27 protein-coding genes are annotated in these 26,775 nt (G+C 67.6%); 11 read left to right on the top strand and 16 right to left on the bottom strand.

What is annotated here, in order from left to right:
• Nucleotides 1-19 precede the first annotated feature (19 nt).
• Nucleotides 20-1,603: a class I adenylate-forming enzyme family protein gene (locus CAL12_RS12780; protein ID WP_232464792.1), complete on the top strand. Its 1,584-nt coding sequence runs from the start codon at nt 20-22 to the stop codon at nt 1,601-1,603.
• Nucleotides 1,604-1,679: 76 nt separating this feature from the next.
• Complete coding sequence (locus CAL12_RS12775) at nt 1,680-2,669, top strand: tripartite tricarboxylate transporter substrate binding protein (RefSeq protein WP_086064780.1); 990 nt, start codon at nt 1,680-1,682, stop codon at nt 2,667-2,669.
• On the opposite strand, the gene CAL12_RS12770 is transcribed toward CAL12_RS12775, so the two are convergent.
• Entirely contained in the window at nt 2,611-3,564 is a 954-nt protein-coding gene (locus tag CAL12_RS12770) for a LysR family transcriptional regulator (RefSeq protein ID WP_198298438.1), read from the bottom strand. The genes CAL12_RS12775 and CAL12_RS12770 overlap by 59 nt on opposite strands.
• A gap of 180 nt (nt 3,565-3,744) precedes the next feature.
• Between CAL12_RS12770 and CAL12_RS12765 the strand changes: the two genes are divergently transcribed.
• Nucleotides 3,745-4,755: a TauD/TfdA family dioxygenase gene (locus CAL12_RS12765; protein WP_086064778.1), complete on the top strand. Its 1,011-nt coding sequence runs from the start codon at nt 3,745-3,747 to the stop codon at nt 4,753-4,755.
• A gap of 123 nt (nt 4,756-4,878) precedes the next feature.
• Here the strand turns inward: CAL12_RS12765 and CAL12_RS12760 are convergent, their stop codons facing one another.
• Nucleotides 4,879-5,634, bottom strand: coding sequence for an IclR family transcriptional regulator (locus CAL12_RS12760; protein WP_086064777.1), 756 nt, complete (start codon nt 5,632-5,634; stop codon nt 4,879-4,881).
• Between the two features lie 104 nt (nt 5,635-5,738).
• Between CAL12_RS12760 and CAL12_RS12755 the strand changes: the two genes are divergently transcribed.
• Nucleotides 5,739-6,533, top strand: a complete 795-nt coding sequence (locus CAL12_RS12755; RefSeq protein ID WP_086064776.1) for a hypothetical protein — start codon at nt 5,739-5,741, stop codon at nt 6,531-6,533.
• A 66-nt stretch (nt 6,534-6,599) separates the two neighbouring features.
• Here the strand turns inward: CAL12_RS12755 and CAL12_RS12750 are convergent, their stop codons facing one another.
• The gene (locus CAL12_RS12750; protein ID WP_086064775.1) at nt 6,600-7,289 is read right to left on the bottom strand and encodes an SDR family oxidoreductase; all 690 of its coding nucleotides are present in this window, start codon (nt 7,287-7,289) and stop codon (nt 6,600-6,602) included.
• Nucleotides 7,290-7,420: 131 nt separating this feature from the next.
• Between CAL12_RS12750 and CAL12_RS12745 the strand changes: the two genes are divergently transcribed.
• Both CAL12_RS12745 and CAL12_RS12740 read left to right on the top strand, forming a co-directional pair.
• A complete protein-coding gene (locus tag CAL12_RS12745) occupies nt 7,421-8,029 on the top strand; it encodes a TetR/AcrR family transcriptional regulator (protein ID WP_086064774.1) in 609 nt (202 codons plus the stop codon).
• 104 nt (nt 8,030-8,133) lie between these two features.
• Nucleotides 8,134-9,444 carry a cation:proton antiporter gene (locus tag CAL12_RS12740; RefSeq protein ID WP_086064773.1) on the top strand — a complete coding sequence of 437 codons (1,311 nt, stop codon included), beginning with the start codon at nt 8,134-8,136 and terminating at the stop codon, nt 9,442-9,444.
• A gap of 50 nt (nt 9,445-9,494) precedes the next feature.
• Here CAL12_RS12740 and tcuB read toward each other — a convergent pair whose 3' ends face one another.
• The 4 genes from tcuB to CAL12_RS12720 all read right to left on the bottom strand — a co-directional run bounded on the left by tcuB (nt 9,495) and on the right by CAL12_RS12720 (nt 13,633).
• Nucleotides 9,495-10,739: a tricarballylate utilization 4Fe-4S protein TcuB gene (gene tcuB, locus CAL12_RS12735; protein ID WP_420042774.1), complete on the bottom strand. Its 1,245-nt coding sequence runs from the start codon at nt 10,737-10,739 to the stop codon at nt 9,495-9,497.
• Nucleotides 10,726-12,141: an FAD-dependent tricarballylate dehydrogenase TcuA gene (tcuA, locus tag CAL12_RS12730; RefSeq protein WP_086064771.1), complete on the bottom strand. Its 1,416-nt coding sequence runs from the start codon at nt 12,139-12,141 to the stop codon at nt 10,726-10,728. The genes tcuB and tcuA overlap by 14 nt, the downstream gene beginning before the upstream one ends.
• A gap of 81 nt (nt 12,142-12,222) precedes the next feature.
• Complete coding sequence (locus CAL12_RS12725) at nt 12,223-13,143, bottom strand: LysR family transcriptional regulator (protein WP_086064770.1); 921 nt, start codon at nt 13,141-13,143, stop codon at nt 12,223-12,225.
• Between the two features lie 7 nt (nt 13,144-13,150).
• Entirely contained in the window at nt 13,151-13,633 is a 483-nt protein-coding gene (locus CAL12_RS12720; RefSeq protein ID WP_420042773.1) for a secondary thiamine-phosphate synthase enzyme YjbQ, read from the bottom strand.
• Between the two features lie 154 nt (nt 13,634-13,787).
• Between CAL12_RS12720 and CAL12_RS12715 the strand changes: the two genes are divergently transcribed.
• Nucleotides 13,788-14,264, top strand: coding sequence for a VOC family protein (locus CAL12_RS12715; RefSeq protein ID WP_086064768.1), 477 nt, complete (start codon nt 13,788-13,790; stop codon nt 14,262-14,264).
• Between the two features lie 4 nt (nt 14,265-14,268).
• Here the strand turns inward: CAL12_RS12715 and CAL12_RS12710 are convergent, their stop codons facing one another.
• From CAL12_RS12710 to CAL12_RS12700, 3 genes are all read right to left on the bottom strand, one after another.
• Nucleotides 14,269-14,793 carry a GAF domain-containing protein gene (locus CAL12_RS12710; protein ID WP_086064767.1) on the bottom strand — a complete coding sequence of 175 codons (525 nt, stop codon included), beginning with the start codon at nt 14,791-14,793 and terminating at the stop codon, nt 14,269-14,271.
• A complete protein-coding gene (locus CAL12_RS12705; RefSeq protein WP_086064766.1) occupies nt 14,793-15,764 on the bottom strand; it encodes a Bug family tripartite tricarboxylate transporter substrate binding protein in 972 nt (323 codons plus the stop codon). The genes CAL12_RS12710 and CAL12_RS12705 overlap by 1 nt, the downstream gene beginning before the upstream one ends.
• A 102-nt stretch (nt 15,765-15,866) precedes the next feature.
• Complete coding sequence (locus tag CAL12_RS12700) at nt 15,867-17,705, bottom strand: gamma-glutamyltransferase family protein (protein ID WP_086064765.1); 1,839 nt, start codon at nt 17,703-17,705, stop codon at nt 15,867-15,869.
• 97 nt (nt 17,706-17,802) lie between these two features.
• On the opposite strand from CAL12_RS12700, the gene CAL12_RS12695 reads away from it, so the two are divergent.
• The 3 genes from CAL12_RS12695 to CAL12_RS12685 all read left to right on the top strand — a co-directional run bounded on the left by CAL12_RS12695 (nt 17,803) and on the right by CAL12_RS12685 (nt 19,880).
• Nucleotides 17,803-18,816, top strand: coding sequence for a LysR substrate-binding domain-containing protein (locus CAL12_RS12695; RefSeq protein WP_232464791.1), 1,014 nt, complete (start codon nt 17,803-17,805; stop codon nt 18,814-18,816).
• A 284-nt stretch (nt 18,817-19,100) separates the two neighbouring features.
• Nucleotides 19,101-19,574 (top strand): Spy/CpxP family protein refolding chaperone, encoded by a 474-nt coding sequence (locus tag CAL12_RS12690; protein ID WP_157792970.1) that lies wholly within the window; start codon nt 19,101-19,103, stop codon nt 19,572-19,574.
• Nucleotides 19,575-19,595: 21 nt separating this feature from the next.
• Nucleotides 19,596-19,880 (top strand): hypothetical protein, encoded by a 285-nt coding sequence (locus CAL12_RS12685; RefSeq protein WP_086064763.1) that lies wholly within the window; start codon nt 19,596-19,598, stop codon nt 19,878-19,880.
• A gap of 54 nt (nt 19,881-19,934) precedes the next feature.
• Here CAL12_RS12685 and CAL12_RS12680 read toward each other — a convergent pair whose 3' ends face one another.
• The 3 genes from CAL12_RS12680 to CAL12_RS12670 all read right to left on the bottom strand — a co-directional run bounded on the left by CAL12_RS12680 (nt 19,935) and on the right by CAL12_RS12670 (nt 23,021).
• Nucleotides 19,935-20,918: a Bug family tripartite tricarboxylate transporter substrate binding protein gene (locus CAL12_RS12680; protein WP_086064762.1), complete on the bottom strand. Its 984-nt coding sequence runs from the start codon at nt 20,916-20,918 to the stop codon at nt 19,935-19,937.
• 251 nt (nt 20,919-21,169) lie between these two features.
• The gene (locus CAL12_RS12675; protein ID WP_086064761.1) at nt 21,170-21,718 is read right to left on the bottom strand and encodes a hypothetical protein; all 549 of its coding nucleotides are present in this window, start codon (nt 21,716-21,718) and stop codon (nt 21,170-21,172) included.
• Nucleotides 21,711-23,021, bottom strand: coding sequence for a 3-isopropylmalate dehydratase large subunit (locus CAL12_RS12670; protein ID WP_086064760.1), 1,311 nt, complete (start codon nt 23,019-23,021; stop codon nt 21,711-21,713). The genes CAL12_RS12675 and CAL12_RS12670 overlap by 8 nt, the downstream gene beginning before the upstream one ends.
• Nucleotides 23,022-23,116: 95 nt before the next feature.
• On the opposite strand from CAL12_RS12670, the gene CAL12_RS12665 reads away from it, so the two are divergent.
• On the top strand, nt 23,117-24,052 hold the full coding sequence (locus CAL12_RS12665; protein ID WP_086064759.1) for a LysR family transcriptional regulator: 936 nt from the start codon (nt 23,117-23,119) through the stop codon (nt 24,050-24,052).
• Nucleotides 24,053-24,097: 45 nt separating this feature from the next.
• Here the strand turns inward: CAL12_RS12665 and CAL12_RS12660 are convergent, their stop codons facing one another.
• The 3 genes from CAL12_RS12660 to modC are packed head-to-tail and all read right to left on the bottom strand — an operon-like array spanning nt 24,098 to nt 26,727.
• Nucleotides 24,098-24,550 carry a winged helix-turn-helix domain-containing protein gene (locus tag CAL12_RS12660; protein ID WP_086064758.1) on the bottom strand — a complete coding sequence of 151 codons (453 nt, stop codon included), beginning with the start codon at nt 24,548-24,550 and terminating at the stop codon, nt 24,098-24,100.
• A gap of 38 nt (nt 24,551-24,588) precedes the next feature.
• Entirely contained in the window at nt 24,589-25,569 is a 981-nt protein-coding gene (locus CAL12_RS12655) for a glycosyltransferase (RefSeq protein ID WP_198298437.1), read from the bottom strand.
• A gap of 54 nt (nt 25,570-25,623) precedes the next feature.
• On the bottom strand, nt 25,624-26,727 hold the full coding sequence (modC, locus tag CAL12_RS12650) for a molybdenum ABC transporter ATP-binding protein (RefSeq protein ID WP_086067852.1): 1,104 nt from the start codon (nt 26,725-26,727) through the stop codon (nt 25,624-25,626).
• Between the last annotated feature and the right edge of the window lie 48 nt (nt 26,728-26,775).

Here is a 26,775-nt window from a genome sequence, read left to right as displayed (position 1 = left end):
GCAGCCACAGGAGGCCCACGTGCGCGACGATATCCAGCAGGCGACGGAACATAACCTGCCCGCGGCCCTGTGGCGGCGCTGGCGGGACCCGGCCCGGGCAGGCCGCCCCGCGCTCATCCACGATGACCTTACGCTGTCCTATGGCGAGCTGGCGGCGCGCGTCCAGGCGGTGGCGGCCTGGCTGCGCGAACGCGGCGTGGGACGCGGCGACTTCGTCGGGCTGGCGATGGAGCGCTCCCCGGCCCAGGTGATGGCGCTGCTCGGCGCCTTGATGGCGGGCGCCTGCCCTTGCCCGCTGGAACCGCGCATCTCGGCCGACGAAACCCGGCGCCGCGTGGCCACGGTCGGACTGGCATGGATGATCGCCGACGGCGCGCATGGCGCATTGGCGGCGGATTGCGGCTTGCCCGCCGCGCGGCAACTGGATTGGGATGGCGCGCAGGCGGGCTTCGCCGCCTGCGATGCCAGCCTGGATGGCGGTCGGATTGCCGCCAAGCATGCCGCCCAGAGCGCCGGCCGCCCCGGCGGATCCGGGCCCATCGACATGGCGCCGCCCGACTGGCTCGCCCCCGACGATCCCGCCCTGCTGCTCTTCACTTCCGGCAGCACCGGCAAGCCCAAGGGCGTGCTGCTGAACCACCGCGGCCTGTCCTGCAATGCGCGCGGCGTCGCGGCCCACACCGGCTTGCGGCCGGACGACCGGCTGCTGCATGTCATGCCGCTGCATCACACCAATGCGATCAACAACCAGTTGCTGGCGCCCTTCTACGCCGGTGCGGCGGTGGCCCTGGGCGGCCGCTTCCGCGCCGAGGACATGCCGGCGCTGATGACCCGCCACAAGCCCACCATCATTACCGGCGTGCCCACCATGTACGCGCGCATGCTGGACCTGCCGTTCGACCCGGCCGACCTGGCCCGCCTGCGATTCGCGCGCTGCGGCTCGGCGCCCATCACCGAGGCGCTGCACCGACGCATCGAGGATTTCCTCGGCTGCCCGCTGATCGTTTCCTACGGCCTGTCGGAAGCGACCTGCACGTCGACGATAAACCCGCCGCACGACCGTCGCATCGGGACCGTGGGCACGGTGCTGCCCGGCCAGCGCGTGTTCCTGCGCCGCGCCGACGGAAGCGTCGCGCCGCAGGGCGGCGAAGGCGAAATCTGCATCGCCGGCGACAGCCTGATGACCGGCTATATCGGCGCCCCGGATCCCGGCGTCGGCGAAGGCGTGCTGCGCACGGGCGACCTGGGCCGCTTCGATGCCGACGGCTACCTGAGCATCACGGGCCGCATCAAGGACGTGATCATCCGCGGCGGCGAAAACATATCGCCTTCGTTGATCGAACGGGCCCTGGCGGCCTTGCCGACGGTTGCCGCCTGCGCGGTGGTCGGCGGGCCGCACGAGGACCTGGGCGAAGTCCCGGTGGCCTTCGTGGTCGGCCGCGACGGCCAGGGCATCGACGAAACGGCGTTGCGCGGCGAGATGCTGCGGGCGCTGGGCCGCATCTACGTCCCCGAACGCATCATCGCCATCGATCGCCTGCCGGAAAACGCGATCGGCAAGGTGGACCGCAACGCGCTCGCCGCGCGCCTGCGCATGGCTTGAAACAGGCAGTCGTCATGCCGCATCGAAGAATGCGGCGCATACACAAACCCCCAAGGGGTATAAGAGGAGACACATCATGCATCACCACTGGCGTACCCTTGCGAGCGCTTTCACGCTTGCCCTGTGCGCGGCCGCCGCGCCCGCGCAGGCGCAGTCCGGCGATTGGCCCGCGCGGCCCATCAAGCTGGTCGTTCCCTTCCCGCCCGGCGGCGCCAGCGATGCCGCCGGCCGCATCTACGCGCAGTACCTGACGGAGAAGCTCGGCCAGACCGTCGTCGTGGAAAACCGCGCGGGCGCCGGCGGCGAAATCGGCGCGGACCACGTCGCCAAATCCGACCCCGATGGCTACACCCTGCTGCTGGGCGCGCTGGGCAGCCACTCCATCCACGCCGCGCTGGGCGAAAGCCCCTACGACCTGGGCAAGGCCTTCGTCGGCGTATCCATGGCCGCCACCGTGCCCATGGTCGTGGCCGTGAACAGCAAGGTCCCCGCGAATTCCATCGCCGAACTGATCGCACTGGCGAAGCAGAAGCCCGGCCAACTGACCTTCGGGTCCGCGGGCCCGGGCACGCCGCAGCAGATGGCGGTCGAACTGTTCAAGGCCGACACCCACACCAACCTGATGCACGTGCCCTACAAAGGCAGCGGACCGTCAGTGGCGGCGCTGCTCGGCGGACAGGTCGACCTGGTGTTCGAAACGTTGCCCGCCTTGCAGGGCAACGTCAACACGGGTCGCATCCGCGTCCTGGCGGTCACCAGCGCGCAGCGCTCGCCGAGCATGCCGGACCTGCCCACGCTGCAGGAAGCGGGCGTGCGCGGCTACGACGTCACCAATGCCTATGCCGTGCTGGCGCCGGCGCGTACGCCGCGCGCCGTGATCGACAAGCTGGCCCTGGCGATGAAGGACGTCGGCGCCATGCCGGACGTGCAGCAGAAGTTCCGCCAGCAAGGCGCGCAGGCCGTGACGTCCACGCCCGACGAGACCACGCACATGCTGCAGGCGGAACTCAAGAAGTGGACCGCCGTGGTGCACGCCGCGGGCGGGAAGGAGATCGCGAAGAAGTAGGCGGAGATCCCGCGATCGGGAATTCGCTGGTTTCGCGCGCCAGTTCGGCGATGGCACCGACCAGCGGATCGAGTACGTCGCGCTTGTAGACGGCGACGAACTCCACGGGCGGCAAGGCCGGACGCGTATCGATCCGGCGCAGCTGCCCGCTTTCCAGCTCCTTGCCGCAGGAACGCAGCGGCAGCAGGCTCACGCCCAGTCCCGCCATGGTCAGGTCCGCCAGCACGCGCACGTTGCTGCAGGACACCACGGGCTGGTAGGAGGCCCTGCCCGCGCTGAACCACTGCTCGATCACCGGGTAGTGATGCGAAGCCTCGGACAATCCCAGCACCGGCCAGGCGGCCAACTCGGCCGGCGTCAACGCACGGCGCGGCAGGCGCATGGCCGGTGGGGCCATCCACACGAACTCGTCGTAGCCCAGCGACAGGCAATGCAGCCGGGCCTCCTGGACCGGCCCGGTGGCGATCGCCAGGTCGAGTTCGCCGCTGGCCAGGCGGTCCACCAGCGGCGTGGTGAGCGCGATCTCCAGTTGCACCGTGACGGCGGGAAAACGCTCGCGCAACGCGGCCATCAGGCGTGGCAACCAGGTCATCGCCACCAGCCCCGCCACCCCCAGGCGAACGATGCCGCTGGCCGAGCGCGCGTCGCCGATATCGCGGGCGACGTCGGCGGCCAGTCCGACCATCTGGCGGGCGCGCGGCAACAGCGCCCGCCCGCGCGGCGTCAGGACCGCGCGATGTCCGCTGCGGTCGAACAGGGCCACGCCCAAGGTCGCTTCCAGCTCGCGCATGCGGGCGGAAATGGTGGACTGCGTGGCATGCAGCGCCTGCGCGGCCGCCGCGAAACTGCCGGTGTCGACGATGCGGATGAAGGTTTCCAGCTGGCGTATGTGCATGCCACTCCGATGCATGGCCATGTTGGTCGCCGGCGGCAACGATACACGCCGGAACTCTATCGAAGTATCCGATGAATCAAGTAAAAAATAAATCGCTTTCTTCGATAAACACGCGCGCCTAGACTGTCTTCGAACCCTGCGGCGACATCCGCGCGACCACGGGGCACAACGGAGGAAGACATGGGCGCCATCGAACGCATCCTTGCAGAACACCACGACGAATCCGCGCGCTTTCGCGAAACGCCCTTCGAAGGCCCCGTGGTCTGGAGCCGAGAAACGCTGGAGCCGGACGACGGCATCATCGCCCTGGACGCCGCCAGCCGCGAAGAACTGGACACACTGGTCGAAACCCTCAGGCGCAATCCCCTGCCCACGCCGCTGCTGCAGCTGGAGGACTTCGACCTGCCCGCCTGCCGCGCGATGATGGCGCGGGCCGCACAGGTGCTGGCGCATGGCGTGGGCTTCGTCATCATCGACAAGCTGCCCATGGACGACTACAGCGTGGACGAGGCGCGTGCCGTGTACTGGCTGCTGTCCCAGATGGTGTCCCGGCCGGTGGCGCAAAGCTGGGACGGCAAGGTGATCTACGACGTACGCGACCTGGGCAAGCCGCCCGGCAACGGCGTGCGCCCGGACATCACCAACGCCGAACAGAATTTCCACACCGACAACAGCTACAACCTGTACCCGCCCGACTACGTCGCCTTGCTATGCCTGCGTCCCGCCATGGAAGGCGGCGTCAGCAGCATCGTCAGCTTCTACTCGGTGTACAACGAGATGCTGGCTTCGCATCCCGACCTGGTCGAACGCCTGTACCAGCCCTATCTGTTCGACCGCCAGCGCGAACACGCGCCGGACGATGCCCGGCTGATCAGCCACCCGCTGTTCCAGGAGCGCGACGGCGGCACCCTGTGCCGGCTCTCGCACCGGCACGTGGTGACGGGCTATGCCATGGCCGGACAGGAAATGGACGAGTTGACCCGGACCGCGCTGTACACCCTGGAATCCATCATGATGGAGCCGCGCTTCGCGCGTGAATTCTTCTTCGAGGCAGGCCAGATACAGATCGTCGACAACACCAGGCTGGGACACCGCAGGACCGGCTTCGTCGACTTTCCGGAGGAGCACCGCAAACGCCATCTGGTGCGCCTGTGGCTGCGCAACCATGGACGCCGGTTCTACAACGGTTGAGTGTCTCCATGTCCGGAAGACGACAGTCCGGGCTGATGGCGCGGACTGATGGTGCGGACTGACGGTGCGGACTGACAGGTCCGGGCTGATGGTGCGGGCACGGCCGCGAACCCGCCATCGGCTTCAGGCGTCGCCGCGATATCCCAACAGCTCGGAGACCTCGCCGGCGCACTCGGCGACGGCCGGCGCCAGCTCCTTCATGCGGGCGGCCGTCAGCCGCTCCAGCGGCCCCGATATGCCCAAGGCCGCGACGGCCTGGCCCAGGCCGTTGAAGATGGCGACCGCCACCCCGCCCACCGTGGCGCGCCATTCGCCGCGGTTCATCGCGTAGCCCTGCCGCCTGATCTTGCGGATTTCCTCTTCCAGGGCCGCCATGGTCGCGATGGTCCTGGGGGTGTGCGCCTGCAAGGCGTCCGCGCAGCGCGCGACATAACCGTCGGGCTGATGCGCCAGCAAGACCTTGCCGGTGGCGACGGCATAGGCCGGCGCGCGGCCGCCGATGTACGAGTACGCGCGCACCGGTTGCGGGCTGTCGATCTTGTCGACGTAGACGACTTCGATACCGTCCAGCACCGACAGGTGCACGGTTTCGCCGGAGCGCTCGGCCAGCCGATGCATGGCTGGCTGCGCCAGCTTGCGGACATCCAGTTGCGCCAACTGCCGCGCCCCGAGCTCGAAGAGCCGCACGGTCGCGCGGTATTCGCCGCTGGCTTCATCCTTCACGATATAGCCGGCGTGCGCCAGGGTCTGCAAGGTTCGATGGGTGTTGCTGCGCGTCAGGCCGACCCGGCTGGCCAGCTCCTCTATCGTGCGAGGCCGATGGCCGACCTCGGTGACGGCCTCCAGCACCATCAGCCCCTTCAATAACGTCTTGTCCATAAGGGATCCTGTGTCGCCGCAAAGATACCACGGCACGTCCACGGAACCTGGCGGGGGGCGGCGCTACGAAAGCGCATTTCCGAATCAATGGAGAGGAAGCGAAGATGATCGTGATCAGCCCGATACACACAGGCAAGGCGCCTCCGGTCGACACGCAGCGACAGGAAACCCACGTCAATATCACGCACAGCGCTCTTGCCCGGGCCACGGCGGACATGGACTCGGTCCCCAAGGCCGGCGATACCGTGCTGCTGGCCAGCGGCGTCAAGGTGGATCCGCGCGTCGCCAAGGCGCTGGATCTGTATGTCGCCGATGCACGACCGGGCGAAGACCGGATCACCGCGCGCCAGCGCATCGAAGCCGCGATCGCGCAGGGCCACAACGCCAAGCTGTCGCTGAAAGGGCTCGGCCTGCTGGAGCCGCCGCCCATCATCCCCGCCGTTTTCAGCCTGGACCTTTCCGATAACCAGTTATCGAAGCTGCCCATGCTTCCCTGCGACATCCAGTTCCTGCTGCTGGCACGCAACGCGATCAAGGAATTCACCCACCCGCTGCCCTCGCAGCTGGTCGTGCTGGATATATCGCACAACGGCCTGACGCAACTGCCGGACAACCTGCCCGAACGGCTCGCGCGCCTGGATGCGCAGAACAATGCGCTGTGGGAACTGCCTGCCCGCCTGCCTCGCGACCTGCGGATACTCAACGTCGCCGACAATCCCGGCAAGCTGAAAAAGGCGGCACGCCAGCGCCTTGCCACGGAATCAGCGCGCCGGGTCTACGACGTGGCGATGGGCGGGCCCGGCGTATCGGCCGCCCGCGCGCGCAAGAACCTGGACAACACGCGATGCGAAGCGAACTTCGATGCGCGGATGGCGCGCATCGCGCCTCTTCGGGCGTAGCCCGTCCCGCGGGGCGCGGGCGGCTCGTCGGCGCCCGACGCGAGCGCGACGCCTGCGAGGCTGTGCTTATAGATACGCGGCCTGGTCCAGGCTCAAGGATGCCTTGACCTGCCGGCTGGTGTCGTCGATCAGCAGTTCCGACTGGCCGTCGCGGATCGCCGCCACGATTTTCTCCGCGGCGACGGCAGGCGCGGTCTTCGGCGCATCGAGCCCCCGAACCATGTCGGTGTCCATGTAGCCCACGTGCACCCCGGTCACCTGGATGCGCTGTTCCTTCAGCTCGGCACGCATGCCATTGGTCAAGGCCCACGCGGCGGCCTTGGAGGCGCTGTACATCGTGGAATTGGGAATCACCAGCCAGCTGAGTACCGACAGCACATTGGCGAAAGCGCCGCCGCCGTTGCGCGCCACCACCGGCGCGAATGCGCTGCCGACATTCAGGATGCCGAAGAAATTGGCGTCCAGCAGCTGGCGGGCGCGTTCCGGCGCATCGGCGCTCAAAGCCGGACCGGGGACGCTGATCCCGGCGTTGTTGACGACGATCTGGACGTCCGCGCAGCGCTCGGCCGCGGCACGTACGCTTTGCGGGTCCGTCACGTCCAGCGCGACGGGAATGACGCCCGGCAGATCCACGCTGTCGGGATTGCGCGCGCCCGCATACACCTTGGCGCCGGCTTCCAGCAGCGCCTGCGCGATGGCCTTGCCCAGGCCCCGGTTGGCGCCCGTCACCAATGCAACGCTTCCTTTGATTTCCATGATTTCACTCCGTCAGGTTGCGGTCCGACGACAGGGGTGCCGTCTTGCCGTATGATTAGATGTTGATCGACATCTAATTAGATGTCAGGTATCATCTAAATGTCAACCACATTTTTTCAGGGAGTCCTGCCATGCGGAAATCCCGCGAAGAAGCCGCCCGTACCCGCGAGCGCATCATCGCAGCGGCGGGCCAGGAGTTCCGCCGCAACGGCATCGCGGCCACCGGGCTCGCCGGCCTGATGAGCGCCGCCGGCCTGACGCACGGCGGCTTCTACAAGCACTTCGCGTCGAAAGACGAACTGGTGGCCGAAGCGTGCGGCAAGTCCATCAACGGCGTGCTCGACGACTTGGTGGAACGCGTTGCGCAGGAGCCGCCCGACCGGCGCCTGGCCGCTTTCCTGCAATCCTATCTATCGGTCGCCCATCGCGACGCGCCGGAAAACGGCTGCGGCCTGGCGGCGCTGGGCAGCGAGCTGGGCCGGGCCGGCGACGCCACGCGGGCCGCGACCACACGCGCCTTCGAGCGCATGGCGGACATCATCGCCGGCTACCTGCCCGACCCGCAGTCGCCCGACGCGCGGGCCCGCGCGCGGACGATCATGGCCGCCTTGATCGGCACGGTGGCCATGGCGCGCGCCATGGATGACCCGGCGCTGTCGGATCGCCTGTTGGAGGATGCCCGCAAGTCGCTGGCCGATATGGCGGCGGCGGCCGCCGCTGGCGCCGGCACGGACCGATAAAGATGGGCATGGCGCGTGCTGTGGGGCGCTGATGCCGCCCCCGGCCCGCCACAGACACCCATGGCCGCCGGGATGGCCCGATAAGAAAACGGGAACATCCATCCATGATCGAAGCTGTCTGGTACGTGCTGGTCGGAGCCCTGCTGATCGCCATGGCCCTGGCCCGCAATCTGATCGCGCGGCTTCCGATGACCGGCGCTTTGGTGTATCTGCTGGTCGGTTTCGCCATAGGCCCGGCGGGAGTCGGCCTGCTCAAGTTGGATATTTTCCAGGACACGCATGTCCTGCGCGTCATCACCGAGACCGGCCTGATCGTTTCGCTGTTCGCCATCGGCCTGCACCTGCGGGCCCCATTGGGCAATCGGCTCTGGTCGCCGCCCTTTCGCCTGGCGCTGCCCGCCATGGCCATCACGATCGCCATCATGACCGCGGCGGCATACTTTGGCCTGCATATGGAGATCGGCCCCGCGCTGGTCCTGGGCGCGGCGATGGCGCCGACGGATCCGGTGCTGGCCAGCGAGCTGCGCCCCCGTGAAGCGGGCGACGACGATTCCCTGCGCTTTTCGCTGTCGGGCGAAGGCGGGGCCAACGACGGCGCCGCCTATCCTTTCGCCCTGCTGGGCATGATGCTCTGCGGCATGCCAGGCAGCAAGCTGGACGAACCGTGGCTCCTGGCCGGCGAACTGGCCTGGGGCATCGTCTCGGCGGTGGCCATCGGCCTGGCCATGGGCACCCTGACGGAAGCGCTCGTGGCGCGCCTGCGCATACGCTACGCCAAGGCGCTGGGTTTCGAAGGTTTCCTCGCCCTGGGGCTGATGACGACCTGCTACGGGCTGACGCTGATGGCGCACGGCTACGGATTTCTGGCGGTGTTCTGTGCGGGCGTGGCCCTGCGTCGGCGCGAGATGCGCGAGACCGGCGAGTCGACGCCACGCGCCGCCTTGCATGACGTCACGCACGGCGAGCGCAAGGAGGCCGCCAAGGATCCGGAACTCGCCCATGCCTATCTGGCGGAATCCATGATGGCCTTCTCCATCGAGATGGAGCGCATCGTGGAGCTGGCCCTGATGCTGATCATCGGCAGTGTCATTTCCGCGCATTGGCATGACCTGATGTCGTGGCCGCTGCTTGCCATGGTCGCCCTGCTCTTCTTCGTGGCGCGGCCGGTGGCCGTGCAGGCCGCCATGGCGGGCACCGCCGCGGCCTGGCGCGAACGCCTGGTGGCGTCATGGCTGGGTTTCCGTGGCGTGGGGACTTTCTTCTACCTGCTGTTCGCGCTGGAACACGTGCCGCAGCAGGTCAAGCCGCTGATGCCTTACCTGCTGGGCACCATCACGCTGTCGGTCTTCATCCATGGCTGCTCCGCCTTGCCGACGCTGACCTGGTACTACCGCAGGAAACCGGTCGAGGAATGAAGCCTGGACGGCCCGTTAAAAAAAACCGCGCATGGCGCGGTTTTTTTTCTTCAGTCAGAGCCCAGTTGCAACGAGTTGGGCTGCCGCTTTTCGATGTTCCACTTCAACAAGGCGGCGCTGCGATAGATGCCGTGGGCGAACTTGCCATACGGCAGCGTCAGGAACAGCGCCATCACCGTACCCAGGTGGATGGCCAGCAACAGGCCCATCGCGCCGGTGTCGCGCCCCGCCAGCAGCGCCAGGCCGGTGGCCGAGATCAGCAGCAGCAGCGCGATGAAGCCGCGATCCATGGGGCGCTGGTTGACGTCGCCCTGCTCCGGAAGGCGCCGCAGGTTCAGCCACAGCAACCCGGCCGGTCCGATCAGCAGGCCGATGCCGCCCACCGTTCCCAGCAGGACCGGCGCGCTGAAGAAGGGATACGGCGCATGGTAGTCCAGCAGATAGTGGTACAGCGTGGCCACGCAGGTGGCGGCGAAGCACAGCATGAAGCCGTAGAAGGTGAAGTGATGGAAACGGCGGCGCGCCAGCGTGAAGGCGTCGTCGTTTTCGTTGCACCCCTTGCCGTGCCCGCCATCCAGGTAACGCAGCCGCAAGGCATCATGCGCGGCTTCGGCGACCGCGGGACCGCTGGCCTTGCCGGGCGACACATTGCGCCAGAAACGCGTCACGCCTATGCCCAGCGCCAGGATGGCGAACAGGAACACCACGCCGAACGTCAGCGCCAGCGTGTTGTGCGGGAAGATGGCGTAGAAGTTGCCGGCCAGCGGCGCGTGGATCAGCGAACCGGCGGACATCATGGCCAGGACCAGGAACAGGGCCAGCATGGCGGCGGTCGCCAGCGACACCGTCAGGCCATTGCGCTTGTACAGCGAGCCCAGCGCGGCCGGCCAGGCGTAATCGGTGTACGTCTGCACGCGCACCTTGGCCATGGCCTGCGGCACGTTGACGCCGAATTCATGCGGCGGCGCGTACTGGCAGGCGTACAGACAGGCGCCGCAGTTGTGGCACAGGTTGGCCAGGTAATTGACGTCGGCCTTGCCGAATTCCAGGCGCCGGGTCATGGCGGGGAAAACCGCGCAGAAGCCTTCGCAGTAGCGGCAGGCATTGCAGATCTGCATGACGCGCGCGACTTCGGCTTCGTTCTCGGTGGTCGGCGCGTGCTTGGACACGAACTTGACCGTGGTTTCCTTCATGGCGCTGTGGCCCTCGGCCGTACGGGCCGGGGTGATGGAAGCGTCGGGCGTAACGACGTGCATGGCGCTCGCCTGTTTGACGAGGGCTTCAAGCTGTTTCAAGAGCGGCTCCCATGGATGATTTCTTGCCGGCGGCCTGCGCGGCCTGCGTGCCGGCGATGCGGCCGAATGCGGTCCCGATCGACATGCCGACGCCGGCGGTATACCCCTTGCCCAGCACGTTGCCGGCCATCATTTCACCGGCGACGAACAGGTTGTCGCTGGGTACGCCGTTGAAATGCACGGCGGACTGGTCGTTCACCTTCAGGCCCAGATAGGTGAAGGTGATGCCGGGGCGCAGCGGATAGCCGAAGAAAGGCGCGCGGTCGATGGGGCGGGCCCAGTGAGTCTTGGCCGGAGCGATGCCTTCGGTGTGGCAATCGTCCAGCTTGGTGTGGTCGAAGGTGCCCACGCGGCAGGCGGCGTTGTACTCGCGCATGGTCTGCATGAAGCGTGCTTCGTCCAGTCCGAGCTTGCGCGCCAGCTCTTCCAGCGTGTCCGCCTGCGTCCCCGGGAACACCGGCGGCATGAAGCGGCCGACGGCCTTGGCGTCGATGATGGAATAGCCGATCTGGCCAGGTTGCCCGGCTACCAGGCGACCCCAGATCGCATAGCGCTTGGGCCAGAAATCCTCGCCTTCGTCGTAGAAGCGCTCGGCGTCGCGGTTGACCACCACGCCCAGCGAGACACAGTCGATGCGGGTGCAGATGCCGCCGTCATACAGCGGCGCGCGCGCGTCGATGGCCACGCAGTGCGACTGCGCCGGATCGCCGATGATGTCGGCGCCGGCCTCCATCATGAACTTCAGCAGCACGCCCTTGTTGAAGCGGGTGCCGCGGATCAGGAAATTGTCGGCCGGCCACTCGCCGCGCTCGTTCTGGCCCCAGGCCTCGCGCAGCCACTCGCGATTGGATTCGAAACCGCCCGCCGCCAGCACGCAGGCCTTGGCCTCGATGCGCTCCTGGCCGACGAAGGCCGCCACGAAGCGGCCGTCGCGCAGCTCCAGGCGGTCGACCGGCGCGTTGTAGCGCACCTGCACGCCCAGCGACTCGGCACTGCGGTAATAGGCATTGACCAGCGCCTTGCCGCCGCCCATGAAGAAGGCGTTGGTGCGCGCCACGTGCAAGGCACCGGACAGCGGCGGCTGGAAATTCACGCCGTGCTTGCGCATCCACGGGCGACAGGTGGAAGACGCGCGTATCGCCAGGCGCGCCAGGTGTTCGTTCGTAATGCCGCCGGTGACCTTCAGCAGATCCTGCCAGAACTCTTCTTCCGGGTAGGCTTCCACCAGCACATCCTGCGGCGCGTCATGCATGCAGCGCAGGTTGCGCGTGTGCTGCGAGTTGCCGCCGCGCCATTCCTTGGGAGCGGACTCCAGCATCAGCACGCTGGCGCCGGCCTCCCGCGCCATCAACGCAGCGCACAGGGCGGCATTGCCGCCGCCGATAACCAATACATCCCACATGGCCTTCTAGCCCTCCTTGGACAGGTGCGGACTGTAGACCAGAAGCCCCTTCGCCGTAAGGGGCAAGTCTTCAATAGGTCTTCACAAATTCTGAAGACTCGCGCCGGGCCAGCCCCCTTCCCTGACCAGCTCGCGGGCGACGTCCCCAAGGACGACACGGGCGGCCAGGCCCGCAGGCGATAACTCGTCTTCAGGCAAACTGACGAGCAGGTTCTTGCGGTGCAGGTCGGGGCCTGTCAGCCAGATGCGGCCCAGGATGGGATCCGCCGCCAGGGCGGCGCCAGGCTGGATGGTCGCCACGTGGCCGACCCGGACCATCGCCATCAGCGTGGCCAGGCCGTCGACCTCGGCCGCGATATTGGGTTCGGCGCCCAGGCGGGCGAAAGCCGCGTCCACCAGGTTGCGCAGGCCGTGCGCGGCGCTGGGCAGCACCAGCGGCACGCCAGCCAGTTCGCCCAGGCTGACGGTGTCGGCGGCAGGCCAATGGGGCGTGGTGGGCTGGCCGATCAGCGCCAATTGCTCGTCCAGCAGGGGCAGTACCGTCCAGCGCTGGGCGGCATCCGTATTGAAAACGATGGCCAGGTCCAGCTGGCGGGCATTCAGCATGGCGGCCAGGTGACCGGACAGGCTTTCCGTCATGCGCAGCCGCACGTCGGGATAGCGCTGCTGCATCGCGTGGATGAAACGCGGCGCGAGCACGGTGGCCGTGGTCGACGCCAGGCCGACGCTGACCTGCCCGGCCAGCCGTGCCTCGCGCGCGGCCATGGCGGCGGCGTCGGCATGGCGGATGGCCAGCTGCGCCTGGCGCAGGAAGGCGCGGCCGGCGTCGGTGGGTATCACGCCCGTGGCGGTGCGCTGCAACAGCCGGGTCGCCAGCTCGCTTTCCAGGCGGCTGATCTGCTGGCTGAGCGCGGATGTCACCACACCCAGTTCCGCCGCCGCGCGGCCCATGCTGCCCAGTTCGACGATGCGCGCGAAGGCGCGCAGCTGCCGCAATTCCATCTCGACGCTACCCGTTGCCGTTATCGTTGGCCAGCTCGCTATAGCCGGTGACGGTGACCGTCACCAGGCGGCGATGCGGCCGCAGGCGGTGCTCCCAGAGATAGATGCCCTGCCAGGTTCCCAGCGCCAGATCCGACCGGGTAACCGGTACGGTCAGGCTCACGCCGGTCAGGGCGGCGCGCACATGGGCCGGCATGTCGTCCGCCCCTTCTTCGTCATGCAGGAACAGCGGGTCCCCATCAGGCACGAGGCGGGCAAAATAGCGTTCCAGGTCGGCCCGGACCTGGGGATCGGCGTTTTCGGTGATCAGCAGCGAACAGCTGGTGTGCTGGGTGTATACATGGACCAGGCCGTATTGCACGCCGCTGCCGGCCACCATCGAGCGGACGTCCTGCGTCAATTCGAAGAATCCGCGTCCGGAAGTGGCGATCTCCATTTCGTCCTGCAGCATGGTGCGCATGGGCAGGACCCTGGGCCTGGATTTTTTCATCGTGACTCCGGTGTCTTGGGGCGGTATGGCTGGCGTGATAAAAGTTTAGCCCGCGCCTCGCGCGGCCGATGTCGAAACACCGGGGTCCCGTTCGTCGTAGGACAGGCCCGTATCCGCGGCCCGGCCCGCCGCCCAAGCTGAGAGGAACCTTACCATGCCCACGCCATCGTCCCGCCCCATCCCGCCCGGCATGCATACCCTGACGCCGCACCTGATCTGCGCCAACGCGCTGGCGGCCATCGAATTCTATGAAAAGGCGTTCGGTGCGACGCTGGAAACCAAGCTCATGTCGCCGGATGGGAAGATGCTGATGCACGCCATGCTGCGCATCGGCGACTCGGCCATGATGATGGCCGAGGAATGCCCTCAATGGGGCTCGCTGGGACCGCAGGCCGGCCAGCCCAAGTCCATGGTGCTGCACCTGTACGTCGAAGACGCCGACGGCTTCATCGAACGCGCGGTGGCCGCCGGCGCCACGCTGGTCATGCCGGCCACCGACATGTTCTGGGGCGACCGCTACGGCCAGATCGACGATCCGCATGGCCATCGCTGGTCGATCGCCACGCACAAGGTCGACCTGACGCCCGAGGAAATAAAGGAAGCGCTGGCGAAGATGCCGCCGGGACAGTGAGGCCTCAGCGTGCCATCGCCACGAAGCCCGGCACGGCCAGCAGGCCGGCCAGGCGCGCGAAGGCGACCTGGCCGCCATCGATGCGTTCGGTCGGCATCAGCAGGTTCAGGGTGCCCAGGCAGACGTCGTTCGCCACCACCGGCACATTGATCACCGACTTCAAGCCCAGCGCAAGGATGGCCTGGTGGTCGTCGAACGATTCACGGATCGCGTCGACGCCTTCTCCCACATAGACGCGCCGGTCCAGCAGGACATGCTGGCCCCAGCGCGTCCCCGCCTTTTCCTTGGACCCGCCCAGCGGATACGCCACCGGGTCGGAACTGTACAGGCGGACCACGGCGATGCGCTTGGCATCGAAGCGGTTCACGGTGCACAAGGTCTGGCGCAGGACAGGCTTGGCGTAGGCGTCGATGGCGGCGAACAAGGCCACCGGGTCGGTGCCGGCGCAAGCCGCGGCGAGCGCCTCCACGCCGTCCAGCACCGCTCGATGGAGCGGGACGCCATTGATGGAAAAAGCGGTGTCGGTCATTACTCGTCAGCCTTGATGCCCAGTTCGCGGACCAGCTTGCCGTACTTGTCGGCGTCCTGCTCCAGGGTCTTCTGAAACTGCGCGGGCGTGGTCTGCAGGACCTGCACGCCGATATCGCCCATTTGCTTCTGGACGTCCGGCAGCGCCAGGATGCGATTGATCTCGGTGTTCAGCTTCTGCACCAGCGCCGGGTCCATGCCGGCCGGGCCGAAGGCGCCGTACCACACCGCCAGCTCGTAGCCGGGCACGGTCTCGGCGACCGTGGGCACGTCGGGCAGCAGCGGCGAGCGCTTGTCTTCCGTCACGGCCAGCAGGCGCAGCTTGCCGGTCTTGACGTGCGGCAGCGTCTGCGTGCCGGCACTGAACAACAGCTGCGTACGGCCGGCGACCGTGTCCAGCACGGCGGGCGCGCCGCCACGGTACGGGATATGGACCATCTGCACGCCCGTCGCTTTCTGGAACAGCGCGGCGCTCAGGTGGTTAGTCGAACCGGCGCCGGCGGAGGCATAGGCCACCGCGCCCGGATGGGCCTTGGCATAGGCGATGAACTCCGCCACGTTCTTGGCGGGCACTTCCGGATTGATCACCATGGTGTTGGTCACCAGGGCCAATTCGGCGATGGGGCTGAAATCCTTCACGCCGTCGAACGGCATGGTGGCGTACAGCGCCTGGTTCATCGTGTGGGTGCTCATCGAGCCGATCAGCAGCGTGTAGCCGTCCGGCTTGGAACGCGCCACGAAGGCCGAACCGATGTTGCCGGACGCGCCGGAACGGTTTTCGACGACCACGGACTGGCCGAAGCTGGTGCTCATGTGCTGCGCCAGCAGGCGGGCCAGGATGTCGGTGGAGCCGCCGGCGGCCCACGGCACAATCAGCGTGATGGGCTTCTCGGGATAGGCCGCCAGGGCCAGGCCTGGCAGGACCGCCAGCGCGACAGCCGCCGCGCGCAGGAAACGTCGTATCGAGTTCATAAGGGAATCCCCAGAATATGCCGCGCGATCCGGTTGTCGCGCGGCGGGTTGCAACGACAAGCCGTGGCCCGCGTGCCCAGGCTTGCGAAAAAAAACGGTGTGCTAGCGGCCCAGCGCATACCCCTGCATGCCGCGCGGGTTGGCGCCGGCGCGCAGCAGCCGGCCCCCGCCCGCCTCGGGCTCGCGGGTGCAGGCGCTGATGCGGCCTTCCGACCAGTCGCCGCCCACCTTGACCTCATGCCCGGCCGCGCGCAGCGCTTCCAGCGTGGCAATGGGAAAACGCGATTCGGCGGTGATACGGTTGAGCGTGGTCGTACGGGGCCAGAACGAGCCGGGAAAGTGGTCGATGTGCCAGGACGGATACTCGATGGCTTCCTGCAGGTTCATGCCGAACAAGGCGTGGCGCAGGAAGAAGGCCACGGCCCACTGGTCCTGCTGGTCGCCGCCGGGCGTACCGAAAGCCATATAGGGTTCGCCGTCGCGCAGCGCCATGCCGGGCGACAGCGTGGTGCAGGGACGCATGCCGGGACGCAAGGTGCCGGGCAGCCCTTCGTCCAGCCAGGTCATCTGCAGGCGGGTCGTGATGGAGAAGCCCAGTTCCGGTACGGCGGGACTGGAGGACAGCCAACCGCCCGACGGCGTGGCCGCCACCATATTCCCGTCGCGATCGATCACGTCGATATGGCAGGTGTCGCCGACGAAGATTTCGCGCTCCAGCCATTCCTGCACGGGCGGCAATTGCGCGAACGTCGGCTCGCCCACGCCGAAGCGCGTGTCCGACGCCGCCAGCGTGCGTACCGCCGCTTCCAGGTCGGGCAGGCGCGGCGTGCGGCCGTCGGGATTGCCCGGGCGCAGCTCCCCGGAAGCGCGATCGCCGATCAGCGCCGCGCGGGCACGGGCGTAGTCGTCCGACAGCAGCGCCTGCATGGGCACGTCCACCGCATCGGGGTCGCCGTACCAGGCCAGCTTGTCGGCGAAGGCCAGCTTGGCGGCTTCCGCGACCTTGTGCACGAACTCGGGCGAATCCGGCGAGGTGTTTTCGAGGCCCAGGTGCCGCAGTATCGACAGCTGCTGCAGGAAGATCGGGCCCTGCGACCAGGGACCGCACTTGGCGACGGTGTAACGGCCCAGCTGGGTCGTCACGGGGTCTTCGTAGCGCGGCTTCCACGCGGCCATGTCGTCCAGCCGCAGCAGGCCGGTGTTGCGCTCGCCGGTGGTGTCGCGGATGGCCTGGGTACGGTAGAACTTGTCGATGGCCTGCGCGACGAAGCCGCGGTACCAGACGTCGATGGCCGCATCGATGCGCGCGCGGCGATCGCCCTTGCCGCTGGATTCTTCCAGGATGCGCGCATAGGTATCGGCGATGCCGGGCGTGCGGAACAGCTTTTCGGGGTGCGGGACGCGGCCGTCCGGCATCCATACCGCCGCCGAGGACGTCCACTCGTCACGGAACAGCGACTGGACCGCATAGATGGCCTGCACGATACGCGGCACCAGGGGGAAGCCGTTGCGTGCGTACTCGATGGTCGGGCGCAGGACGTCGGCCAATTCCCAGGTGCCATGATCGCGCAGCAGCGTCAGCCAGGCGCCGAAGGCGGCCGGCACCGTGGCCGGCAGCAGGCCGATCCCGGGCACCATGTCCACGCCCAGCCCCTTGAAATAGGCCGGCGTGGCGAGCGCGGGCGCATTGCCCTGGCCGCACAAGGCTTGCATGCGGCGTTCCTTCTCGCTCCAGAACAGCATGGGGACTTCGCCGCCCGGGCCGTTCAGGTGCGGCTCCAGGATCTGCAGCATGAAGCCGCCGGCGGCGGCCGCGTCGAAGCCATTGCCGCCGCGTTCCAGCACGCTCATCGCGACCTGCGAGGCGAGCCAGTGCGTCGACGACACGACGCCGAAGGTGCCGCGGATCTCCGGGCGGGTAGTGAACGCGGAAGTGGCCATGACCGACGCCTTATCCCTGAAAGTTGAAAGTATATGTAGCAGCCAATAACGGAAGCGATGTTTTTTATGATGGATCCATAACCATATGGTTATTATCGTGCTTCACAAAAATTGCCCCGGGATCACCGTGCAACCTGTCTCCGCCCGCCTGCTCTCGCGCCTGAAGCTGCGCCACCTGACCTTGCTCACCCGCATATCGCCTGGCGATTCGCTGACCCGCGTCGCGGAGTCCCTGGGCGTGAGCCAGCCGGCGGCGACCAAGTCGCTGGCCGAAATCGAGGATCTGTTCGGCGGGCCGCTCTTCCTGCGCACCGCGCGCGGCCTGCACCCCACGCCCCTGGGCGAACTGGCCGTCGTGCGCGCGCGCCACATGCTGCAGGACATCGACCATTGGGCCCTGGAAATGGACGCGCTACGCGGCGGGCATTCGGCGCACCTGCACGTCGGCGCGATACCCTTCATCTCCGCCCGCGTACTCGTACCCACCATAGAGCGGCTGTACGAAGGCCATCGCATCACCGTGCGGCTGGAACGCGCCACCACCGACCAACTGCTGCAAGGCCTGCGGGCGCACGAACTGGACTGCGTCATCGGCCGGGCGTCGGTGATGATAGGCATGGACGAGCTGCATCACGAAGTCCTCTACCCCCAGCGGCCGGCGCTGGTCGCCAACCCCCAACTGGCCCGGCGCATCGCGCGGCGCAAGCCCGACTGGCGCGAGCTGGCCGAGATGAACTGGATACTTCCCGCACCGGCCACGCCGATCGGCAATATGATCAGCGAGCTTTTCACCCGTGCGGGCGTGCGGCCGCCATCGCCACGCATACAGACCTATTCCATGGACGTCATCGCCCTGCTGATGCGCCATGACGACAGCCTGGTATCCATCGTCCCGGAGGACATCGCGGACGATCTCGCGCGCAGCGGCGACGTGATCCGCGTGGCCTGGGATTTCGACTGGTCGCTGCCGCCGATCAGCCTGATACGCCGCCGGCGCGATGTCGCCCTGGAAGCGGAAGAACGCTTTGTCGAGATCCTGCGCGATGCCTGTCGCGAAACCGTCGGCGATCCGTCCGCCAGCGACGCGCGTCCGGGACCGCTGGCTTCCTGAACGCCCCTCCGGACACGCGGCAGGCGCCCACAATCTGGCGGAGTCGTAAGCAATGGCAAAACGTCGCGCCGCCGCCGGCGATACGGCGGGGGCGCGCAAAAGCCGTCACTCCAGGGGCCCGGGCGCGTCGAGCCCGCGAAGCTGACAGTACGATTCATCACCAATTAAGGGGGACGGCACAAATTCGCGCTTGGGCAAATGCGTATGCTGGGCACCGCTTCCGCCATGCGTCCCGAACCCGGGCCATGGCGCGGTGTTCAATCGCATTTCCTCAGGAGAACAGGATGAAACTGCGCATCACCATGCTGGCCGCATCGCTGCTATTCGGCAGCGCGGCCCTGGCGCAAAACTCCGCCGTGACCGCCACCGGCGCCGCCGCGACGACGCAGGCCAACGCGCGCGTCGAACAGCACATCAAGCAGCTGCACGACCAACTGAAGATCACCTCGGCCGAAGAACAGCAATGGTCGGTCGTCGCGCAGACCATGCGCGATAACGCCGCCCAGATCGACCAGTTGATTTCCAAGCGCGAGGACCGCGACACCATGTCCGCGCTCGAGGACCTGGACTCCTATGCCCAAATCACGCAGGCCAATTCCGATGGCGTGAAGAAACTGGCTGCCGTCTTCGCTCCGCTGTACAACGCCATGCCGGACGACCAGAAGAAGAACGCCGACAAGGTGTTCGCCGAATCGCATGAGCGCCACGCGGCGCGCAAACAGCAGCACAAGGCTGCCCCCGCCCCCAGCCAGGGCTGACCGTTGCCGGAGGACCGTCCCATGAAACGCGCCATCCTGGCCACGCTGGCCGGCCTTGCCGCGGCGGCCGCGGTGCCCGCGGCCCAGGCCCAGCTCAGCATCAACCTGGGCATCGGCACGCCTGTCTATACCGCGCCGCCGCCGGTCGTGGTTGCCCCGCGCCCCGTATACGTCGCCCCGCCGCCCGTGGTCTATCGCGGCCACAACGAATGGGGGCATGACCGCCGCCCGGTGGTGGTGGTGCACCATGACGATCATCACGATCATCATGACAACCACTGGCACCACGACGACCATCACCACTGACCGGTGTCGCGGGTTCCCGGCAGCGGCGGCCCTGCCGCTGCCGCCGGCAGACGACTACTCCAGCGAGATATTCATCTCTTCGCCGAGCTTGCGTATCGACACGACGTAGCCCTTGAGCAGCGCGTCGAATTGCTCGGGCGTGCTGGACACCGGTTCGGCCCCCAGATCGTTCAGACGCTTGCGCACGTCCGGCAAGGCCAGGATCCGCGCGATTTCGGCGCTGAGCTTCTGCCGCACATCCATCGGCGTCTTGCCGGGCACCAGGGCGCCGAACCAATCGTCGGCGTTGACGCCGTCCATGCCGGGCTTGTTGACCACGGCCACGCCCGGCAGGAACTTCTGGCCTTCGGCGGACGTCGCGCCCAGGACCAGCAGGCGGCCGTCGCGCGCCAGCGGCAAGGCATTGGGGCCGGGCGCGAAGGCATACTGCACTCGGTTCTGCATGACGTCCGTCACGGCTTCCGGGGTGCCGCGATACGGCACGTGCACGCCCGAAAATCCATACACCGCCGCGAATTGCGCCGCATGCAGGTGCCCGGTGCTGCCGGCCCCCGCGGAACCATAGGCAACGCCATCGGGGCGCGCCTTCGCATAGGCCGCCAGCTCCGCCAGCGACTTCACGCCCAGGCTGGGCGATACCACCAGGAAGCTGGGCGAGCGCGCCATCAGACCCACGCCGGCAAGATCCTTCAAGGGATCGTAGGGCAACCGCCTGTCCAGCGCGGACCGCACGCCGAAGGCGCTGGGCGCGACCAGCACGGTCTGGCCGTCGGGCTTGCTGGAAATGACGTATGAGGCGCCGATGACGCCGCCCGCCCCGGCGCGGTTCTCCACGATCACGGGAACGCCCCACGATTGCGTCATGTGCTGCGCGACGACGCGCGCCAGCACATCGGTGGTGCCGCCGGCCGTGGCCGGCACCACGAACCGGATGGGACCATTGGGATAGGTATCCGCCGCCCGCACCATGGTGGACGACGCGCAGAGGACGGCACAAGCCAGCGCTCCGCGCAGGAAACGCGATCGAGATATGGACATGATGGCAACAAGGCGCGCACCGGCAAGGCACGACGCCACTCCTGTGACGATTGAACACAGTACCCCCACGCTACCTGCCTGAGCGCGTGGCGGTTCCCCGCATCGGTCCGTGCATACTTGTCCGCCGGTACCTATGCTTATGTCGTCTCCACCCTCTTCCCGGTGGACTGTCCGCGCCCATGGGCGCGGATCCTTGTTCTCGCGGGTGACCCATCCGCCGGCTGGCGTGGATCACCGATCCGATACTGCCGCTAGCGCCGCCCCGCGGCGGCGGGCGCGTCCTGACGCGTCGTCCACCAATGCTTGAGCCAGCCTTCGTTGCCCCCGTAGGCCAGCAGTTCGCGCAGCGCTTCGGGCACCGGCGGCAACTGGCGGGTCAGCGACTGCGTGTGGTTGGTGAACGTCCCATTCAGGAAATCCACTTCCAGCTCGTCGCCCGTCTCGCAGTACGCCGTGATGTCGGGGCAATGGTTCAGCACGCGGAGGCCGGTGCTGATCGCCGCGCGGTACGCCTGCACGGACATCGATGCGCACACCAGGCCCAGGCCCAGGGCCTGCATCGCGACATAGCCATTGCCCTTGGGCCCCATGCCGAAATTGCGGCCGGTGACGATGATGTCGCCCGGACGGCATCGTTGCACGAAACCCGGATCCGTCTCCGCGAACAGATGCGGCGTCAATACCGCCGGATCCATCTCGCGCGCCGTGATGAAGCGCGCGGGAATGACTCCGCCGGGATGCGGCACATCGTCGCCCAGCTTGTAGCAGCGGCCACGCAGGACCCATTGATAGTCATTCATAGGCGGCCTCGCTACGGCGACACAGGTCGGCATCGGCATCCAGGCCGCGCGGATCGGCGATACAGCCGGCCACCGCCGACGCCGCCACCGTGGCCGGATTGCCCAGGTACAGGCGCGCGTCGGCAGGCCCGAAGCGTCCCGCGTTGTTGTTCGTGGCGGTCGATATGGAGGCTTCGCCCGCCGCCAGCGGCCCGACCACCGCATCGTTGCAGGGGCCGCAGCCGGCCGGCAGCAGCATCGCGCCGGCGTCCAGCAAGACCTGCATGACGCCCTCTTCCGCCAGCCGGCGGGTGGACTTCTCGGTGCCGGGCACGATGAACAGCCTGACGTGATCGGCGATACGCCGGCCCTTGAGCATGCTGGCCGCGCGCAGCATGTCTTCGTAGGTGCCGGAACCACAGGATCCGATGAAGGCATGGTCGATGCGCGTGCCCGCGGCTTCGCCCACGTCGACCGCATTGCCGACGTTGCCCGGCAAGGAGACCTGGGGCGCGATATGCGCCAGCTCGATCAGGTGCCGCGATTCGTATTCCGCGTCGGGATCGCTGTACACGGGCTCGAAGTCGCGCTGCGCGTGCCGGCGGCAGTAGGCCAGCATGGCCTCCGACGGCGGCACGAAAACGCCGGCCGCGCGCATTTCCGTGGGCGTGCTGCACAGGGCCACGCGCGCGCCGAAGCCGAAGGCATCGAGGTCGCCGGCGTATTCGACGACACGGTAGTCCAGGTCGATATCCAGCACCTTGCGCTTGACCTGGCGCGCCAGGAAGAAACCGATATCGCGCGCCATGACGCCATCGGCCAGCCGGCCGCGCAATTCCAGCAGCACCGTGCGCGGGACTTCCACCCAGGTCGTGCCGGTGGCCAGCACGCGCGAGATTTCGTTGCCCACCCGCATGCCGAAGGCGCCGACGGCGCCGGCATTGGTGGCGTGGGTGTCGTTGTCGAAATAGAACATGCCGGGCAGGACCTTGCCGTCTTCCATCGGGAAGATATGGCCGTGGCCGCCGCGCCCGGCGTCATAGAAGTTGCCCACGCCCCACTGCGCCGCCGCCTTGCGATTGAAGGCGCCGCGCTCGGCGGCCCGGTCGCTGCCGTAGACCACGTCGTGGTCGCTGACCATCATGACCTTCTGCGGCTGCATGACGCGGCCGATGCCGATGCGGTCCAGTTCGACCTTGGCTTCCTTCACCAGGCCGTCGTGGATCATCACCATGTCGGGCTCCGGGTAAACCAGATCGCCCGCACGAACGCCGGGTTTACCCGAGGTCCGTGCCAGTACCTTCTCGATAGCGGTGTAACCCATGTCCTTGGCCCTGCACGTGGAAGCGATGCGACAGTGTCATGCGCCGTGGTTGATAAGTAAAATAACAGTCAACTATCCACTCATTGCAGAATTTTATGAATCTGAACCTGCGCCAATTGGAAGCCTTCGTGCTGCTCGCGCGCCTGGGCGGGTTTTCCCGGGCCGCGGATCAGCTGCATCTGACGCAGGCCGGATTGAGCATCCTGATCAGGCGGCTGGAAGAACGGCTGGATACGCGGCTGGTCGAGCGCACCACGCGCAGCGTGGCCCTGACGCCGGCGGGCAGCCAGGTGCTGCCCATCGCCGAACGCATGCTGGCGGATGCGCAGGCCGTGCTGGCCTGCGGGCGCGGCCTGGCCGCGGACCAGGCGGGGCGCATTTCACTGGGCCTGGCGCCGCAACTGGCGGGAACGGTGCTGCCGGAAGTACTGAAGGCCTTCCGCGACGATTTCCCGCGTGTGTCGGTGGTATTCCGCGAGTGCGTGAATGAGGAGATCATCGGCCGCATCTACGCGCGCGAAATCGACTTCGGCCTGGGGTTCGGCATACAAAAGAACAGCGAGCTGGACAGCCAGGCCTTGACCGAGGACACGCTGGCGGTGGCCTTCCCGCCGGGACACGCGCTGGCGCGTAAACGCATCGTGCGCTGGAAGGACATCCTGTCCGAACCCATCATCACCTTGACCGTGGGCAGCACGGTGCGCACGCTGACCGAGAACGTATTCATGGGGGCGGGCCAGGCGCTGCGGCCGGCGTACGAGGCGACCAATACCATTACCGCGCTGGCGTTGGCAGGCAAGGACCTGGGCGTGGCCATCGTGCCGACCAGCATACGGCCGGCCGCCGCCGCGCATGACATGCTGCTCACGCCGCTGCGCGATCCCGTGGTGCGGCGTTCGCTGAACCTGGTCACGCGGCGGGGATCGGTGCTGTCGGATCCGGGCCAGCGCTTCATCGACCTGTTCAGCGCCGCGGTGGCGCAGATCGACACCCATGCCGGCGCGACCGGACGAAGGTCACGCAGGAAGTGAACGCGACGGCACCGCGCGCATCCCGCCCCGCCCTGTCCATGTGTTTCAGGCGGAGTCCGATGCCGGGTCCAGGCTCAACAGCGACGTCAGTTCCCGGATCTGGTCCTGGCAGGCGTCCCGGGCACGCGTCTCTATGCCCCGGTACAAGGCGATGATGCGCTGGCCCACCGGCGTCAGGGTGCTGCCGCCGCCACTGGCGCCGCCGGGGCCGGATTCCGTCGCTGGCTCGGCCAGGGCACGATTCAATTCATCGATCAGCAGCCACGCCCGGCGATACGACATCCCCAGGCTGCGCGCCGCGGCGGATATCGATCCATGCTCGGCGATGGCCTCCAGCAGCGCAACCTTGCCCGGCCCGATCGCCAGCAGCTCGCCCTTGCGGACGCGCAGGCGAAACCGTACATCTACCCGTTCGGGGACCCATTCGGGGACCCGTTCGGGGACCCGTTCGGGGACCCGTTCGGGGACCCGGTCGGCGGACGCGGTGGAGTTCGGCATCTTGGGGGTCGATGAAGTCGCCATCGCCGCAGGATACTTCATCGGCGATAGCGCGCGACGGTCAGGTAGCAGCGGACCAGGCGCCGATGCTGCCTGACACCGCTGGCGCCCCGCCACAGCGCGCGCCAGATCTTCATTTCATGCAGGCGGCGGGCCACGTCGCGGCGCAAGGGCCCGCCATGCATTTCCTTGCGCAGGATGCTTTCCAGATGCGTGCATTCCACATTGGCGTGCCGCAACAGCGCACGCCGCAGCGCCGCGTTGCCACGCACGGCGCCCGCGCAGTCGACCAGCGCCTTCAGTATGTGGACGTAGCTCTGCGCCCGACGCGCCAGCGACGTCTGGGATGGGGAACGAACGATGGAATCCGGATTGAGGCGATAGGCATACGCGGGCCTGCGCGCGAAGCCCACGCGCCGGGCCGCCAGCGCCAGATGCAGCGTCCAGAGTATGTCCTCGTGCAGCAGGGCCGGCGTGAAACGCAATCCATGCTGTTCGATCAATGAACGCCGGATCAGTTGCAACCAGACATAGTGAGGCCATTCCCCCTGGCTGGTGCAATGGACGATCCAGTCCGGGCCGGACATGACTTCGTCCCAGCGCTGGCGCTGCAGCAGTGGGCCCTTGGTGGGCACCAAGGGCTCGGTGGCGAAACGGTAGCCGTTGCCGATCAGAACGTCGACGTCGCCGGACCGCGCCAGGTCGTGCCATTCCCGCAAGGTATCCGGGGTGACCCAGTCGTCGGCGTCGGCGAAGACGATCCACTCGCCGCGCGCCGCCTGCAATCCGGCATTGCGGGCCACCGACGGCCCCTGGTTCGCCTGGTCGATGACGCGCAGGCGCGCATCCGCCCGCGCCCGTTCGCGCAGCACGGCAAGACTGTCGTCGGAAGAACCGTCATTGACTGCGATGATTTCCAATGACAACCCGCGCTGGCTCAGCAAGGAATCCAGCGATGCCGGCAGGAAGGCGGCGCAGTTGTACACCGGCATAACGATGCTGACCTGGATGGGATCCACGAATCCGGGGGCATGACGCCGAAAGTATTAATCCGGGCGGATTTTAACGTCTCCTCAAACCAGCAGCGAAACGGCCTTGATCTGCGCCCACAGGCGCAGGCCGGGGGTGACCTGCAGACGGTCGTGCGAATAGCGGGTGACACGCGCCAGCAATGGCGTGCCATCCGCGTCCAGGCGCACCATCACGTGGGCCGGGTTGTCGGCTGGGGTGCTGCCCTGTACGGTGACCGGCAGGATGTTGAGCATGCTGCCGTCGTCCTGCCGGGTCAGCGCCAGGCTGACGTCGCGCGCCTTGACCACCAGGCGCATGCGCCGCCCCGCTGGCGCGGCGGCGTGCACGGCCCGCAAGGTGGAGCGGCTGCCGGGCAAGGCAACCGACAGCAGCCGGTAGCTTTCGTCGTAATCCGCGACGACGCCCTGCACCACGACCGACGCATCCTCGCCGCGCGCCGGCGGCAGGCCCAGGTCGGCCAGCGTTTCCCCGATCGGCCCGCTGGACACGACACGGCCGTTGTCCATCAGGACCACGTGGTCCGCCAGGCGGGCGACCTCCTGCGCGGCGTGGCTGACGTAGATCACCGGAATGTCCAGCTCATCGTGCAGGCGTTCCAGGTAGGGCAGGATCTCCTGCTTGCGACGGTCGTCCAGCGCGGCCAGGGGTTCGTCCATCAGCAGCAGCCGGGGGCTGGTCAACAGCGCGCGGGCCATGCCCACCCGCTGGCGTTCGCCGCCCGACAGCCCGCCAGGCATGCGAGACAACAGATGCCCGATACCCAGCAGCGCGATTGCGTCGTCGGGCTGTATGCGGCGGTCCGCCGGCGCCACGCGCTTGTAGCCGTAGTACAGATTGGCCCGCACATCCAGGTGCGGGAATAGATACGCGTCCTGGAATACGTAGCCCAACGGCCGCCGATGCGGCGGCAGCGCGTGCCGGCGCGAAGAGTCCAGCCATACGTCGCCGTTGACGCTCAGAAAGCCGGGATCGGCGTTTTCCAATCCGGCGATGCATCGCAGCAGCGTGGTCTTGCCCGAGCCCGAGGGACCGAACAGCGCCGTCACGCCGCTGCCTGGCAGGCTCAGGGCCACGTCCAGGTCGAAATCGCCATGACGCAGGCGGAATCGTGCTTCGATCGTCCGCCCGGCGCCCGCGTGGGTGATGGCCGGCCCGGCGTCCGCCGGCCGCACGCCCTGCCCTGCCGGCCGCGA

It is taken from the genome of Bordetella genomosp. 8, from assembly GCF_002119685.1.
Taxonomy (GTDB): domain Bacteria; phylum Pseudomonadota; class Gammaproteobacteria; order Burkholderiales; family Burkholderiaceae_B; genus Bordetella_C.
The sequence above is the reverse complement of the archived record's forward strand: the minus strand, read 5'-3'. Positions and strand labels throughout refer to the sequence as shown.

Excerpts from the sequence above, each read along its gene's own strand:
- CAL12_RS12775 (WP_086064780.1), top strand. The coding sequence starts at position 1,680 with ATGCATCACCACTGGCGTACCCTTGCGAGCGCTTTCACGCTTGCCCTG.
- CAL12_RS12770 (WP_198298438.1), bottom strand. The coding sequence starts at position 3,564 with ATGCACATACGCCAGCTGGAAACCTTCATCCGCATCGTCGACACCGGC.
- CAL12_RS12765 (WP_086064778.1), top strand. The coding sequence starts at position 3,745 with ATGGGCGCCATCGAACGCATCCTTGCAGAACACCACGACGAATCCGCG.
- CAL12_RS12760 (WP_086064777.1), bottom strand. The coding sequence starts at position 5,634 with ATGGACAAGACGTTATTGAAGGGGCTGATGGTGCTGGAGGCCGTCACC.
- CAL12_RS12755 (WP_086064776.1), top strand. The coding sequence starts at position 5,739 with ATGATCGTGATCAGCCCGATACACACAGGCAAGGCGCCTCCGGTCGAC.
- CAL12_RS12750 (WP_086064775.1), bottom strand. The coding sequence starts at position 7,289 with ATGGAAATCAAAGGAAGCGTTGCATTGGTGACGGGCGCCAACCGGGGC.
- CAL12_RS12745 (WP_086064774.1), top strand. The coding sequence starts at position 7,421 with ATGCGGAAATCCCGCGAAGAAGCCGCCCGTACCCGCGAGCGCATCATC.
- CAL12_RS12740 (WP_086064773.1), top strand. The coding sequence starts at position 8,134 with ATGATCGAAGCTGTCTGGTACGTGCTGGTCGGAGCCCTGCTGATCGCC.
- tcuA (WP_086064771.1), bottom strand. The coding sequence starts at position 12,141 with ATGTGGGATGTATTGGTTATCGGCGGCGGCAATGCCGCCCTGTGCGCT.
- CAL12_RS12725 (WP_086064770.1), bottom strand. The coding sequence starts at position 13,143 with ATGGAATTGCGGCAGCTGCGCGCCTTCGCGCGCATCGTCGAACTGGGC.
- CAL12_RS12720 (WP_420042773.1), bottom strand. The coding sequence starts at position 13,633 with ATGAAAAAATCCAGGCCCAGGGTCCTGCCCATGCGCACCATGCTGCAG.
- CAL12_RS12715 (WP_086064768.1), top strand. The coding sequence starts at position 13,788 with ATGCCCACGCCATCGTCCCGCCCCATCCCGCCCGGCATGCATACCCTG.
- CAL12_RS12710 (WP_086064767.1), bottom strand. The coding sequence starts at position 14,793 with ATGACCGACACCGCTTTTTCCATCAATGGCGTCCCGCTCCATCGAGCG.
- CAL12_RS12705 (WP_086064766.1), bottom strand. The coding sequence starts at position 15,764 with ATGAACTCGATACGACGTTTCCTGCGCGCGGCGGCTGTCGCGCTGGCG.
- CAL12_RS12700 (WP_086064765.1), bottom strand. The coding sequence starts at position 17,705 with ATGGCCACTTCCGCGTTCACTACCCGCCCGGAGATCCGCGGCACCTTC.
- CAL12_RS12690 (WP_157792970.1), top strand. The coding sequence starts at position 19,101 with ATGAAACTGCGCATCACCATGCTGGCCGCATCGCTGCTATTCGGCAGC.
- CAL12_RS12685 (WP_086064763.1), top strand. The coding sequence starts at position 19,596 with ATGAAACGCGCCATCCTGGCCACGCTGGCCGGCCTTGCCGCGGCGGCC.
- CAL12_RS12680 (WP_086064762.1), bottom strand. The coding sequence starts at position 20,918 with ATGTCCATATCTCGATCGCGTTTCCTGCGCGGAGCGCTGGCTTGTGCC.
- CAL12_RS12675 (WP_086064761.1), bottom strand. The coding sequence starts at position 21,718 with ATGAATGACTATCAATGGGTCCTGCGTGGCCGCTGCTACAAGCTGGGC.
- CAL12_RS12670 (WP_086064760.1), bottom strand. The coding sequence starts at position 23,021 with ATGGGTTACACCGCTATCGAGAAGGTACTGGCACGGACCTCGGGTAAA.
- CAL12_RS12665 (WP_086064759.1), top strand. The coding sequence starts at position 23,117 with ATGAATCTGAACCTGCGCCAATTGGAAGCCTTCGTGCTGCTCGCGCGC.
- CAL12_RS12660 (WP_086064758.1), bottom strand. The coding sequence starts at position 24,550 with ATGCCGAACTCCACCGCGTCCGCCGACCGGGTCCCCGAACGGGTCCCC.